Genomic DNA, 13508 nt, shown 5'->3' with positions numbered 1-13508 from the left:
GTCAGAGCGCCAGGGAGGCCCGCTCCGTGAGCACCCCGCCGGACTCGTCGTACAGCGCGCCGGTCCGCGGGCACTCCCAGACCCCCGGTTCGTCCGCCCGCGCGACGAGCTTGACGCCACTGCGCCCCACCCAGCCGATCCGACGGGCCGGCACCCCCACGACCAGGCCGAAGTCGGGGACGTCCCCGGTCACCACGGCCCCCGCCGCGACCATGGCCCAGCGGCCGATCCGTACGGGTGCGACACACACGGACCGTGCGCCGAGCGAGGCGCCCTCGGCCACCTTCACGCCCACGGCCTCCCAGTCCCCGCCCCGCTTCTGCCTGCCCTCCGGGTCGACGGAGCGCGGGTTGCGGTCGTTGGTGAGGACCACGGCGGGGCCGACGAAGACACCGTCGCCGAGTTCGGCCGGTTCGTAGACCAGGGCGTAGTTCTGCACCTTGACGTTGTCGCCGATCCGCACGTCCGTGCCCACGTAGGCGCCGCGGCCGATCACGCAGCCCTCGCCGAGCCGGGCGCCCTCACGGATCTGGGCGAGCTCCCAGACGCTGGTGCCGTCCCCGATCTCGGCACTCGCGTCGACCTGTGCGGTGGGCTGGACCCTGTAGTTCACCTGTGGCACCTTTCGGGGAGCGGACCGGGACAAAAGCGTACGGTCGCCCGCCCGTGAGCTCCGTGACCGGCCGCCGTGCGGGCGGAACGAGTCCCTCCGGGTGCCGTGGAATTCCGGGCCGGAGCGACGGTCCGGCGCGAAGCCCGGGGCGCGCGTCGGGGTGGAGGCGGCGGGGGGAGACCCGGTTTGACCCCCTGCGGTCCGCCCCGTAGCCTTGACCCTCGGCGTGGTTCTGTGCGCCTACCCCTGAGCACATCCCTCCCGGTGATTCGTCCCCGGGGGAGGCCGCTCATCCTTCCGGACTGTCGTGGGCCCCGGCCCGCGCGGGCGGCTGGCTTCAGGGGATCCGTTCCGAGTGAGAGAGAGATCCGCGTGTACGCCATCGTGCGCAGCGGTGGTCGCCAGCACAAGGTTGCTGTCGGCGACATCGTTGAGGTTGACAAGATTTCCACCGCCAAGGTTGGCGACACGGTCGAGCTCTCGACCCTGCTCGTTGTCGACGGCGACGCCGTGACCAGCGACCCGTGGGTGCTGGACGGCATCAAGGTCCAGGCCGAGATCGTGGACCACCACAAGGGCGCGAAGATCGACATCCTTCGCTACAAGAACAAGACGGGTTACCGCCGTCGCCAGGGTCACCGCCAGCAGTACACGGCGATCAAGGTCACCGGTATCCCCGCGGCTGCGAAGTAAGGGACTGAGGAGACATGGCACATAAGAAGGGCGCATCCTCCACTCGGAACGGGCGCGATTCCAATGCTCAGCGGCTCGGCGTGAAGCGCTTCGGCGGTCAGGCCGTCAACGCCGGTGAGATCCTGGTCCGCCAGCGCGGTACCCACTTCCACCCGGGCACGGGCGTCGGCCGTGGCGGCGACGACACGCTGTTCGCGCTGACCGCCGGTGCGGTGGAGTTCGGTACGCACCGTGGCCGCAAGGTCGTGAACATCGTTCCCGTCGCTGCCTGAGTCAGGCAACGGCTGAACGACACAGCACCTTCCGAGGGCGGATCTCAGCTTTCCCGGTAAACGGGGAAGCGGGTCCGCCCTCGGCGCGTTACGTCAAGAGACATTCCCGTATTTTTCCGCAGTACCTGGAGGCACCCACCCATGACCACCTTCGTGGACCGCGTCGAGCTGCATGCCGCCGCGGGTAACGGAGGCCACGGCGTGGCCTCCGTACACCGTGAGAAGTTCAAGCCGCTGGGCGGCCCCGACGGGGGCAACGGCGGACGCGGCGGCGATGTCATTCTCGTCGTCGAGCAGGCCGTGACCACGCTGCTGGACTACCACCACCACCCTCACCGCAAGGCCACGAACGGCCAGCCCGGCGCCGGTGACAACCGTTCCGGCAAGGACGGCCAGGACCTGGTGCTGCCGGTCCCGGACGGCACCGTCGTGCTCGACAAGGCCGGAAACGTCCTCGCGGACCTCGTCGGCCAGGGCACCACCTTCGTCGCGGGCCAGGGCGGCCGCGGCGGCCTCGGCAACGCCGCGCTGGCCTCGGCCCGCCGCAAGGCCCCCGGCTTCGCGCTGCTCGGCGAGCCGGGTGAGAGCCGGGACATCGTCCTGGAGCTCAAGACCGTCGCCGACGTCGCGCTCGTCGGCTACCCGAGCGCCGGGAAGTCCTCGCTGATCTCCGTGCTCTCCGCGGCCAAGCCGAAGATCGCGGACTACCCGTTCACGACGCTCGTCCCCAACCTCGGCGTCGTCACCGCGGGCTCGACCGTCTACACCATCGCGGACGTCCCCGGCCTCATCCCGGGTGCCAGCCAGGGCAAGGGCCTCGGCCTGGAGTTCCTGCGGCACGTCGAGCGCTGCTCCGTCCTCGTGCACGTCCTGGACACCGCGACGCTCGAGTCGGACCGCGACCCCGTCTCCGACCTCGACATGATCGAGGAGGAGCTGCGGCTGTACGGCGGCCTCGAGAACCGCCCGCGCATCGTCGCCCTCAACAAGGTCGACATCCCGGACGGCCAGGACCTCGCCGACATGATCCGCCCGGACCTGGAGGCGCGCGGCTACCGCGTCTTCGAGGTCTCGGCCATCGCGCACAAGGGCCTCAACGAGCTCTCGTACGCCCTCGCCGGGATCATCGCCGAGGCGCGTGCGAGCAAGCCGAAGGAGGAGTCGACCCGGGTCGTCATCCGCCCGAAGGCCGTCGACGACGCGGGCTTCACGGTCAACAGGGACGACGAGGGCATCTACCGCGTGCGCGGCGAGAAGCCCGAGCGCTGGATCCGCCAGACCGACTTCAACAACGACGAGGCCGTCGGCTACCTCGCCGACCGGCTCAACCGCCTCGGAGTCGAGGACGCGCTCCGCAAGGCGGGCGCCCAGGCCGGCGACGGCGTGGCCATCGGCCCCGAGGACAACGCGGTCGTCTTCGACTGGGAGCCGACCATGGCCGCCGGTGCCGAGATGCTGGGCCGCCGTGGTGAGGACCACCGCATGGAGGCTCCCCGCCCTGCCGCGCAGCGCCGCCGTGAGCGTGATTCCGAGCGTGACGACGCGCAGCGCGAGTACGACGAGTTCGACCCCTTCTAGGGCCGGTCTCCCGGGCGCCCCCGCACCGCGGGGGCGCCCCTTTCTTCAGGGGAGAACTGCCAGGTGGCGAGCCTGCTGCGGCCGCTCATGTGGAGATTGCGTCACACATCTGTGGAGTCCGTCACTGCGGGTCGCGGCCCCGCGGAGGCCAATCTGCCTGGCCAGGCGGTGAACTGCGGGTTTCCCAGGGGCGAGCGCCGGTAAACGTCCGCCTTGCGAGACGGTCGCGGAGAGTGCGACCATCACACTGTTCCCCCCTGTCATCGCAAGGTAGGTCGTCTGTGTCTGTGCCGCATGAAGCCAAGCCCCGGACCACAGCGGTCGTGCTCGCCGGTGGGACCGGCCAACGTGTGGGCCTGTCGATCCCCAAGCAGCTGCTGAAGATCGCCGGTAAGGCAGTCATCGAGCACACGCTGACCATCTTCCAGAACGCCGAGGGCATCGACGATGTCATCGTGCTCATGGCGCCGGGCTTCGTGCCCGACATCGAGAAGATCGTCGCCAAGGCCGGGCTGACCAAGGTCACCAAGGTCATCGAGGGTGGCAGCACCCGGAACGAGACCACCGAGCGTGCCATCTCGGCCCTCGGGGAGGGACTCGCCGAGGGCGAGGACCGCAACGTCCTCTTCCACGACGCGGTCCGCCCGCTCCTGTCGCAGCGTGTCATCAAGGACTGCGTCGACGCCCTCGACCGCTACCAGGCGGTCGACGTCGCCATCCCGTCCGCCGACACGATCATCGTGACCCGCACCCACGGCGAGGACGGCGAGTTCATCACCGACGTCCCGGACCGGTCCCGGCTGCGCCGCGGCCAGACCCCGCAGGCGTTCAAGCTGTCCACGATCCGCAAGGCGTACGAGGTCGCGGCCGGCGACCCGAACTTCCAGGCCACCGACGACTGCTCGGTCGTCCTGCGGTACCTCCCCGACGTGCCGATCTACGTGGTCGCGGGCGACGAGTACAACATGAAGGTGACCCAGCCGGTCGACGTCTTCATCACCGACAAGCTCTTCCAGCTGGCCTCCACCGCGGCGCCCCGCCAGGCCGACGAGGCCGCCTACCGCGAGCTGCTCTCGGGCAAGACCCTGGTCGTCTTCGGCGGTTCGTACGGCATCGGCGCCGACATCGCCACGCTGGCCGAGCAGTACGGCGCGAGCGTCTACGCGCTGGGCCGCTCCACCACGGGTACGCACGTGGAGAACCCGGAGCACATCGACGACGCGCTGTCCAAGGCCTACGCCGAGACCGGCCGCATCGACTACGTCATCAACACCGCGGGCGTGCTGCGCATCGGCAAGCTGGCGGAGACGGACACCGCGACGATCCAGGAAGCGCTGAACGTCAACTACCTGGCGCCGGTGCAGATCGCCCGCGCCTCGTACAAGTACCTGGCCGAGACCCAGGGCCAGTTGCTGCTGTACACCTCCAGCAGCTACACCCGGGGCCGTGCCGAGTACAGCCTCTACTCCTCCACCAAGGCCGCGATGGTGAACCTCACCCAGGCGCTGGCCGACGAGTGGGCGGGCGAGGGCGTCAGGGTCAACTGTGTGAACCCGGAGCGCACCGCGACCCCCATGCGGACGAAGGCGTTCGGCCAGGAGCCGGACGGCTCGCTGCTCTCCTCCGAGGCCGTGGCGCGCACCTCGCTCGACGTCCTCCTGTCCGCGATGACGGGCCACGTCATCGACGTGCGGCAGCAGGACCCCACGCGTGATGTCACCGAGGCCTCGGGATTCGAGCAGGCCCTGGCCTCGGTGCTGGACCGTCAAGAAGATGTGTAATAATTCTTGACAAATGTTCTTTTGCGGGCCTCTGTAATCACTGAAAGGTGATTGCGGAGGCCCGTTATGCGTGAAGCCGCATCTTCACATTTCCCTCAATACGTGAATCAACCGGCACCCCCTGGAGCAGGTTCTTCGTGATCTCGACAGCCATCCGCCTGGCCCGTGTGGGCAGTCGGTCAGAATTGGCGGCAGCGATACTGATGATGCTGGGTTATCCCTGCGTCATGATCGCCGCTCTTCTCCCCGATATCTGGTTCTTCGCGGCGGCCACGGCTGTCACGTACATCGCGGACTGGTACCTGCACCAGCGCGGCAGCTATCTGGTCAACCGGCTCGGAAAGGTGCGGGCGGGACTCTCCATCCGCTTCCTGCTCCGCCAGCTGATGATCATCCTGCTCCTGGCCCGGCTGGACCTCGCCCAGGAGCCGCTCTTCTTCGCGGCCGTCGCGTGCTTCCTCCTCTTCTACGGCCTGCAGGCTCCGCACGGCGCGCTGACGACGCTGATCCGGCTCCGCCGCAGCCTGCCGATCGTCACCCGGAACGTGGACCTGCACTCCGTCCGCATCCCGGACGGCCCGCCGCGCGCGCTGCTGCACCGGGCCAGCGAGAAGATGCTCCACCTCGACCTCCCCGCGGTTGCGGGCGTCCTGATCGCCGCGGGCACGGGCGAGGACCTCTTCGGGTACATCGGCGCCGCCGTGACGCTGCTGCTGGCCCTCGGTTACAACGCCCTGCTCGTCCCGTACCTGCGCCGGAACCGGCAGGCGCCCTCGGCCCCCGCCGTGCTGAAGGCCCTGGACACCTGGCTCGGCGAGTACCAGCCGACCGTCGTGCTCTACTTCTCCGGCTCCAGCGAGTCCGCCTACCAGGGCAACATGTGGCTGGACACGATGGCGGCCGTCGAAGGGCGCCCGCTCATCGTCATGCGCGAGCGCAACCTGGTGTCGCAGCTCGCGGACACGTCCGTGCCCGTCGTCTGCGTGCCGGCCGGCACCCACCTGATGAACCTGGACCTCTCCACCGTCCGCGTGTGCCTGTATCCGGCCAACGTCGGCAAGAACATCCACATGCTGCGCGTCCCGACCATGAAGCACGTCTTCATCGGCCACGGCGACAGCGACAAGCTGGCCAGCGTCAACCCGTACTCCAAGGTCTACGACGAGGTGTGGACGGCCGGGCGCGCGGGCCGTGACCGCTACGCCCTGGCCGATGTCGGTGTCCGCGACGAGGACATCGTCGAGGTCGGCCGGCCGCAGCTGGCGCCGATCAGGAGCTGGGCCGGAGCCACGAAGAACCCCGTCCCGACGGTGCTGTACGCCCCCACCTGGGAGGGCTGGGACGACAACCCCGGCAACACCTCGCTGCTCCTGGCCGGTGAGAACATCGTCCGCCGTCTGCTGACGGCGGACAGCCCGGTCCGGGTCATCTACAAGCCGCACCCCTTCACCGGTATCCGCAGCGCCAAGGCCAAGGCCGTCAACGCGAAGATCAAGAGCCTGATCGCCGCCGCCGCGCAGGCGCGCGCCGCCGACCCCCGATGGGTGAAGGAGGCCGCCGCCGCCGCTGCCGGGCAGAGTGCGGCGAAGGCGGAGCTGGTCCGCATCGAGGCCCGTCTGGCGGAGCTTGCGAAGCCCGGCCGTGCCGGGAGCGACGAGTCGGAGGAGTCCCGGCTCTCGCTCGCAGATCCGGCCCGCCAGGCCGAGATCGACACCCTGCGGGCCGAGTGGAACGACGCCTACTGGCGTTCCTTCGGCTGGTGGGAGCACATCACGGTGACCGGCTCGCAGCCGAAGCTGTACGACTGCTTCAACGAGTCCGACGCCATGGTCTCGGACATCTCCAGTGTGGTGTCCGACTTCATCGCGAGCGGGAAGCCGTACGCGGTCACGGACTCGGCCGGGCTCGGCGCGGAGGAGTTCAAGCGCCACAACACCGCCGTGAGGGCGGCCGTCATCCTCTCCAACGGCGCCGCGGAGATCGACGAGCTGCTGGGAGCCGTCGCCGATCCGGCGGCGGACCCGCTGGCCGAGGCGCGCCACGAGCTGAAGACGTATCTGCTGGGTCCGGACGAGCCGACCTCCATGGAGCAGTTCAACGCCGCGGTCCTGGCGCTCACGGCCAAGGCCGAGATCCGCAACGCGGGCGTCGCGCAGCGTGTGGGCGGCCAGCAGCCCCCCGCGCCCCTGCCCGACGCCGAGGCGGAGACCAGCGGTGCGGGCGACGGCACGGCCGAGATCATCGCCGAGGCGGACGCCGCGGTCGACCCGGACGTGCCCGACGCGCCCGACGCCGATGCGGAGATCGGCGCCGGCCCCTCGGCCATCCGCTGAGCGCGCTGTGACCGGCAGACAGCCGACGTGACCGGACCGACCGGATGCGGAGATGACGAGCAGGTGTGATCCAGCCGTCTTCCCGTTGTTCGAAATTCGTCCGAATCGCGACGCAACCCACCGAACGGCCCGTCCGTCTCCTCCTGAGGGAGGGGAACGTACGGGCCGTTCGGCGTGCCTGTGCCCGGAGCGGGGGGCATCCCACGGTTCCGTCATTTCTCCCGATTAGTACGCTTATGTGTGAACTGGGGAGAGATGGGCACCACCACCGCACCAGACGTGACCGTGATCATCGGCGCCTACGAGGCGATGCCGTACCTGATCCGCTGCCTGGAGTCCGTAGAGGCGCAGACGCTTCCGGCCGGGCGCATGGAGATCGTGGCCGTCGACGACGGGTCGACCGACGGCACGGGGGAGTACCTGGAGGAGTTCGCGGCCCGGACCGCCATCGAGATGCGCGTCGTCCGCCAGGAGAACTCCGGCGGCCCCAGCGGCCCCCGCAACGTCGGCCTGGGCCTCGCGCGCGGCCGGTACGTCTTCTTCCTCGACGCGGACGACTACTTCGGCGAAGAGGCCCTGGAGCGAATGGTCGCGATGGGCGACCGAGCCGGCACCGATGTGGTGCTCGGCAAGGTGGTCGGCGTCAACAGGGGGGCGCCCAAGTCGATGTGGGGACGGACCGAGGAGCGCGTCGACGTGCACCGGTCCAAGGTCATCTACACGCTCAGCGCACAGAAGCTCTTCCGCCGTGAACTGCTGGAGCGCATCGGCCTGCGCTTCGACGAGGGGCTCGAGACGGGGGAGGACGCCCTCTTCACGATGGAGGCGTACCTGCGCGGTGCGGGCGTCTCCGTGATCGCCGACTACACCTGCTACCACCTCGTGGGACGCGACGACGGCAAGCACGCCACCAAGCGGGGCAGTTACACCCTGCGCTTCGACGCGATGGAAGCGATGATGGCGCTCATACACAGGCTGGAGCCGGCCGGCTCCAAGCGCGACAGCCTCATGGTGAGGCCCTTCACGGTCGGAATGCTCCAGCAGTTCGGCCCCGGTCTCCTGAAGCAGTCGGCGGACGAGCAGCGGCACAAGATGGAGCTCGCGGCTCCTCTGATGCGGAGCTACTGGACGAACGGCGTGGCCCGCCGGATCAAGGTGGCCGAGCGGCTGAGACTCGCCTGCGTCGCACACGGCCGCCTCGACCTGCTGGTGGACGTGCTGACGTTCCTCCGGGCCAAGAAGGTCCCCGACCTGGTCCGCTCGGACAGGGGCGACAAGCTCTTCCTCGCCTACCCCCACTTCCGGGACGGGGCCGCCGGACTCCCGGACGCGGACTACCAGGTCACCGTGCCCGACTGGCACGGCGCGGACCGGGTCATGAGGCCGAAGGCCGCGGCGAAGGCGGCGCGGCAGCAGTCGTCCACGACGAGACGCGCCGCGCGGTGGCTGCGCAGGAGCGCCCGTGGCTGGCGCGCCCGCCTGAGCGTCGGCTGAGACCCGGGCCGCCGTACACCGGAGGGGCTGTTCGCGGGCGCTGCGGGCGCCTGGTGACGGGGCGTCGGGATGCGCGGGGATAAACTCGCACAATATATTCAAGTTCTCTCACACGACCGGCATATCATCGGAGCAGGATCAACGTGAAGGCTCTCGTACTCTCCGGTGGGGCGGGCACCCGCCTTCGCCCCATCACGCACACGTCGGCCAAGCAGCTGGTTCCGGTGGCGAACAAGCCGGTCCTCTTCTACGGCCTCGAAGCCATCGCCGAGGCCGGGATCACCGACGTCGGCATCATCGTCGGGGACACCGCGCCGGAGATCCGGGAGGCGGTCGGTGACGGCTCCGCCCTCGGCATCGACGTCACGTACATCCCGCAGGACGAGCCCCGGGGCCTCGCCCACGCGGTGCTCATCGCACGCGACTTCCTGGGGGACGACGACTTCGTCATGTACCTCGGTGACAACTTCATCGTCGGAGGTATCGCCGGGCTGGTCGAGGAGTTCCGCCAGGACCGCCCCGAGGCCCAGATCCTGCTGACGAAGGTGCCCAACCCCACGGCCTTCGGTGTCGCGGAACTCGACGCCGAGGGCCGGGTGGCCTCCCTCGAGGAGAAGCCGAAGGAACCGAAGAGCGACCTGGCGCTCGTCGGCGTCTACCTCTTCACCCCGGCCGTCCACGAGGCCGTGCGCTCGATCGAGCCGTCCTGGCGCGGCGAGCTGGAGATCACCCACGCGATCCAGTGGCTGATCGACCAGCGGCGCGACGTCCGCTCCACGACCATCTCCGGGTACTGGAAGGACACCGGCAACGTCACCGACATGCTGGAGGTCAACCGCTCCGTCCTGGAGACCCTGAAGCCCTCCACGGAGGGAACGGTCGACGAGAGCAGCGAGATCATCGGACGGGTGCGGATCGAGGCGGGGGCACGCGTCACCAGCAGCCGCATCGTCGGCCCGGTGATCATCGGAGCCGACGCGGTCATCAGCGACTCCTACGTCGGCCCGTTCACCTCGGTCTCGGAGGGGTGCCGGATCGAGGACAGCGAGATCGAGTACTCCATCGTCCTGCGCGGCGCGTCCATCTCCGGAGTGCGCCGGGTCGAGGCCTCGCTCATCGGCCGGGACGTCGAGGTGACCCCCGCGCCCCGCAACCCCTCCGCCCACCGACTCGTGCTCGGCGACCACAGCAAGGTGCAGATCTCTTCATGACGACCAACATCCTGGTGACCGGCGGGGCCGGATTCATCGGCTCCCACTACGTCCGTACCGTGCTGGGCCCCCAGGGGCCGGGCGACGTCGCGGTCACGGTCCTCGACAAGCTCACGTACGCGGGCAACCCCGCCAACCTCGACGAGGTCCGTGACCACCCGGGCTTCGCCTTCGTGCAGGGTGGCATCTGTGACGCCGAGCTGGTCGGCAAGCTGATGGCCGAGCACGACCAGGTGGTGCACTTCGCGGCCGAGTCCCACGTGGACCGCTCCATCGACGGCGGCGCCGAGTTCGTCCGTACGAACGTCGTGGGCACGCACACCCTGATCCACGCCGCGCACCTGGCCGGCGTCAGGACCTTCGTGCACATCTCGACCGACGAGGTCTACGGGTCGATCGACGAGGGCTCCTGGCCCGAGACGCACCCGCTGGAACCCAACTCGCCGTATTCCTCGGCCAAGGCCTCCAGCGACCTGATCGCCCTCTCGTACCACCGCACGCACGGTCTCGACGTGCGGGTGACCCGCTGCTCCAACAACTACGGGCACCACCACTTCCCCGAGAAGGTCATCCCGCTCTTCGTCACCAACCTCCTGGACGGCGGGACCGTGCCGCTGTACGGCGACGGCGCCAACGTGCGCGACTGGCTGCACATCGACGACCACGTGCAGGGCATCGAGCTCGTCCGCACGAAGGGCCGCGCGGGCGAGGTCTACAACATCGGCGGTGGCACCGAGCTCTCCAACAAGGAGCTGACCGGGCTGCTCCTGGAAGCCTGCGGCGCCGACTGGGAGACCAGCGTCACCTACGTCGAGGACCGCAAGGGCCACGACCGCCGCTACTCGGTCGACTGCACGAAGATCCGCGAGGAGCTCGGCTACGAACCCCGCAAGGACTTCGCCACCGGCCTCGCCGAGACCGTGCAGTGGTACCGCGACAACCGTGCCTGGTGGGAACCGCTGAAGAGCCGGGCCGCGCTGTGAGCGCGGTCTGGCTCGTCACCGGAGCCGGCGGGATGCTGGGCCAGGACGTCCTGGCCCGTCTCGCAGGCGCGGGCATCCCCGCCGTGGCCGCGGGCCGTGACGCCGTGGACATCGCCGACCGGGCCTCGGTCCTCGCCGCCTTCGAACAGCACCGCCCCGCGGTGGTCGTCAACTGCGCCGCCTGGACGGCCGTCGACGACGCCGAGACGGACGAGGAAGCCGCGCTGCGCGTCAACGGCACGGGTCCCGCGGTCCTCGCCGGAGCGTGCCGGGAGTACGGCGCCGTGCTCCTGCAGGTCTCCACGGACTACGTCTTCGCCGGCGACGCCGGACAGCCCTACCCGGAGGACGCCCCCACAGGGCCGCGCAGCGCGTACGGCCGGACCAAGCTGGCCGGGGAGCGCGCGGTGCTCGGCACCCTGCCGGACAGCGGATACGTCGTCCGGACGGCCTGGCTCTACGGCGCGGGCGGCGGGAACTTCGTCCGGACGATGATCAAGCTGGAGGGGGTCAAGGACACCCTCGACGTGGTGGACGACCAGCGCGGGCAACCGACCTGGACCACGGACCTCGCCGACCGGCTGGTCCTGCTCGGACAGGGCGCTCTCGCCGGTACCGCTCCCGCCGGTGTCTACCACGGCACCAGCGCCGGCGACACGACCTGGTTCGGGCTCACCAGGGAGATCTTCCGGCTGCTGGGCGCCGACCCGGAGCGGGTCCGCCCCACGACCAGCGAAGCCTTCGTGCGGCCCGCCCGCCGGCCCTCGTTCAGCGTGCTGGGGCACGACCGCTGGAAGGAGGCCGGGATCGAGCCGGTCCGCGACTGGCGTTCCGCGCTCGGCGAGGCCTTCCCGGCGCTGCTCGCCGCGGAACGGCCCTGAGCCTCCGCGGTGGCGACAGCGGCGACGGCCGGGGCCTTCCCACGAGGGGAAGGCCCCGGCCGTCGCCGTACCCGGACGTCATCTTCCGTACCCCGGGGAGCTGTCGCGCGGAAAGGCTCCCGTGCGACACATTGATGGGATAGCTTGCTCGAAAACCTGGCCAGATGGTCCCTGTCGAAGGGCTGCTCCACGTGAACCGCCATGAGTTCCTCCGGTCTCTGCACCGTGTCTACCGTCCCCGGAACTACCTGGAGATCGGAGTCAACGACGGCCGGAGCCTGGCCCTCTCCAGGGTGCCCTCCGTCGCCATCGACCCGGCCTTCCGCGTGGTGACGGACATCAGCTGCGACGTCCACCTCGTGCGGGCGACGAGTGACGACTTCTTCGCCCGCAAGGACCCGCTGCTGCACCTGCGCAACGGCCGGAACCCGTTCCGTGCTCTCGCCCGGCGGGATCCGCTGAACCTCCTCGGCGCGGACCCCAAGCTGGAACTCTCCTTCATCGACGGCATGCACCTCTTCGAGTACGCCCTGCGCGACTTCATGAACGTCGAGCGGCACTCCCGCTGGTCGAGCGTGATCGTCCTGGACGACATGCTCCCGCGGGACGTCGACGAGGCCGCCAGGGACCGCCACACCCAGTTCTGGACCGGGGACGTCTACAAGGTGGCCCAGGTGCTGCGCCGCTTCCGCCCCGACCTGCTGGTCATCGAGGTGGACACCGAGCCCACCGGCGTCCTGGTGGTCCTCGGCGCCGACCCCGAGAGCCGGGTCCTGAAGAACGCCTACGACAAGATCCTCGAGGAGTACGTCGTACCGGACCCGCAGAACGTGCCGGACGAGGTGCTCGTCCGCAAGAACGCGGTCAAGCCCGAGGTGCTCCTCGGCTCGGACATCTGGCCGGCCCTCGCGCGGGCGCGCAACCTCCGGCGCCCCCGCTCCGCGTTCGCCCCGCTGCGCAGGAGCGTGGAGAGGGTCACGGCCTGATCCGGCACCGCCCACGTGAAAGCCCCTGACCGTCGAGGACGGTCAGGGGCTTCGTGCTCGGACCCGCGGGCTCAGCCGCGGGCGCTCAGCTCGGCGTAGTGAGCCAGGCAGTCCTCGTAGGAGGGCAGGAGGCCCTGCGCCTCGGCCTCGGCCAGGGTGGGAGCCGCCGCGTCCTTGTCGGAGAGCAGCGGGGCGACGTCGGCGGGCCACTCGATGCCCAGCTCCGGGTCGAGCGGGTTGATGCCGTGCTCGCGGCCGGGGGAGTAGCCCTCCGAGCAGAGGTAGACGACGGTCGCGTCGTCCGTCAGCGCCATGAAGGCGTGGCCGAGGCCCTCCGCGAGGTACACCGACCGGTGGTCGACGTCGTCGAGCCGCACCGCTTCCCACTGCTTGTACGTCGGTGAACCGACGCGGATGTCCACGATGACGTCGAGCACGGCGCCGCGGACGCATTTGACGTACTTGGCCTGGCTCGGCGGTACGTCGGCGAAGTGGATCCCGCGCAGCGTGCCGAGGCTGGACACGCTGCAGTTGGCCTGTTCGAGCCGCAGCCGGTGTCCGGCGCCCTCGGCGAAGGACGGGGCCTGGAACCACTCGTGGAAACTGCCGCGGCTGTCCGGGAAGACCTTCGGTTCGTGGACCAGGGCCCCGGCGATGGAGAGCTGCCGCATGTCGATCACGTC

The 13508-nt window shown here is 69.7% G+C and carries 12 protein-coding genes; 10 read left to right on the top strand and 2 right to left on the bottom strand.

Annotated features, from left to right (window positions below; genetic code table 11):
- Nucleotide 1 precedes the first annotated feature (1 nt).
- Nucleotides 2–613, bottom strand: coding sequence for an acyltransferase (locus ACFUNE_RS01100; RefSeq protein ID WP_383560870.1), 612 nt, complete (start codon nt 611–613; stop codon nt 2–4).
- A 372-nt stretch (nt 614–985) separates the two neighbouring features.
- Between ACFUNE_RS01100 and rplU the strand changes: the two genes are divergently transcribed.
- From rplU to ACFUNE_RS01050, 10 genes are all read left to right on the top strand, one after another.
- Nucleotides 986–1306, top strand: coding sequence for a 50S ribosomal protein L21 (gene rplU / locus ACFUNE_RS01095; RefSeq protein WP_015577124.1), 321 nt, complete (start codon nt 986–988; stop codon nt 1304–1306).
- A 14-nt stretch (nt 1307–1320) separates the two neighbouring features.
- Nucleotides 1321–1578 carry a 50S ribosomal protein L27 gene (gene rpmA / locus ACFUNE_RS01090; protein ID WP_014045902.1) on the top strand — a complete coding sequence of 86 codons (258 nt, stop codon included), beginning with the start codon at nt 1321–1323 and terminating at the stop codon, nt 1576–1578.
- A gap of 141 nt (nt 1579–1719) precedes the next feature.
- The gene (obgE, locus tag ACFUNE_RS01085) at nt 1720–3156 is read left to right on the top strand and encodes a GTPase ObgE (RefSeq protein WP_383560867.1); all 1437 of its coding nucleotides are present in this window, start codon (nt 1720–1722) and stop codon (nt 3154–3156) included.
- A gap of 281 nt (nt 3157–3437) precedes the next feature.
- Entirely contained in the window at nt 3438–4937 is a 1500-nt protein-coding gene (locus ACFUNE_RS01080) for an SDR family NAD(P)-dependent oxidoreductase (protein ID WP_383560865.1), read from the top strand.
- 227 nt (nt 4938–5164) lie between these two features.
- A complete protein-coding gene (locus tag ACFUNE_RS01075) occupies nt 5165–7270 on the top strand; it encodes a hypothetical protein (protein WP_383560863.1) in 2106 nt (701 codons plus the stop codon).
- A gap of 255 nt (nt 7271–7525) precedes the next feature.
- A complete protein-coding gene (locus ACFUNE_RS01070) occupies nt 7526–8764 on the top strand; it encodes a glycosyltransferase family 2 protein (RefSeq protein WP_383561665.1) in 1239 nt (412 codons plus the stop codon).
- Nucleotides 8765–8907: 143 nt separating this feature from the next.
- A complete protein-coding gene (locus tag ACFUNE_RS01065; RefSeq protein ID WP_383560861.1) occupies nt 8908–9975 on the top strand; it encodes a glucose-1-phosphate thymidylyltransferase in 1068 nt (355 codons plus the stop codon).
- Entirely contained in the window at nt 9972–10958 is a 987-nt protein-coding gene (gene rfbB, locus ACFUNE_RS01060; RefSeq protein ID WP_383560859.1) for a dTDP-glucose 4,6-dehydratase, read from the top strand. Before ACFUNE_RS01065 ends, rfbB begins: the two co-directional genes overlap by 4 nt.
- Nucleotides 10955–11839, top strand: coding sequence for a dTDP-4-dehydrorhamnose reductase (gene rfbD, locus ACFUNE_RS01055; protein WP_383560858.1), 885 nt, complete (start codon nt 10955–10957; stop codon nt 11837–11839). The genes rfbB and rfbD overlap by 4 nt, the downstream gene beginning before the upstream one ends.
- Before the next feature lie 191 nt (nt 11840–12030).
- The gene (locus ACFUNE_RS01050; RefSeq protein WP_383561663.1) at nt 12031–12825 is read left to right on the top strand and encodes a class I SAM-dependent methyltransferase; all 795 of its coding nucleotides are present in this window, start codon (nt 12031–12033) and stop codon (nt 12823–12825) included.
- Between the two features lie 71 nt (nt 12826–12896).
- On the opposite strand, the gene rfbC is transcribed toward ACFUNE_RS01050, so the two are convergent.
- Nucleotides 12897–13496 (bottom strand): dTDP-4-dehydrorhamnose 3,5-epimerase, encoded by a 600-nt coding sequence (gene rfbC / locus ACFUNE_RS01045; RefSeq protein WP_383560856.1) that lies wholly within the window; start codon nt 13494–13496, stop codon nt 12897–12899.
- Nucleotides 13497–13508 lie beyond the last annotated feature (12 nt).

Origin of the sequence: Streptomyces sp. NPDC057287, from assembly GCF_042667905.1 — a bacterium.
GTDB lineage: Bacteria > Actinomycetota > Actinomycetes > Streptomycetales > Streptomycetaceae > Streptomyces.
This window is presented reverse-complemented; position numbering and strand designations above follow the sequence as displayed.

Excerpts from the sequence above, each read along its gene's own strand:
- rpmA (WP_014045902.1), top strand. The coding sequence starts at position 1,321 with ATGGCACATAAGAAGGGCGCATCCTCCACTCGGAACGGGCGCGATTCC.
- obgE (WP_383560867.1), top strand. The coding sequence starts at position 1,720 with ATGACCACCTTCGTGGACCGCGTCGAGCTGCATGCCGCCGCGGGTAAC.
- ACFUNE_RS01075 (WP_383560863.1), top strand. The coding sequence starts at position 5,165 with ATGATCGCCGCTCTTCTCCCCGATATCTGGTTCTTCGCGGCGGCCACG.
- ACFUNE_RS01070 (WP_383561665.1), top strand. The coding sequence starts at position 7,526 with ATGGGCACCACCACCGCACCAGACGTGACCGTGATCATCGGCGCCTAC.
- rfbB (WP_383560859.1), top strand. The coding sequence starts at position 9,972 with ATGACGACCAACATCCTGGTGACCGGCGGGGCCGGATTCATCGGCTCC.
- rfbC (WP_383560856.1), bottom strand. The coding sequence starts at position 13,496 with ATGCGGCAGCTCTCCATCGCCGGGGCCCTGGTCCACGAACCGAAGGTC.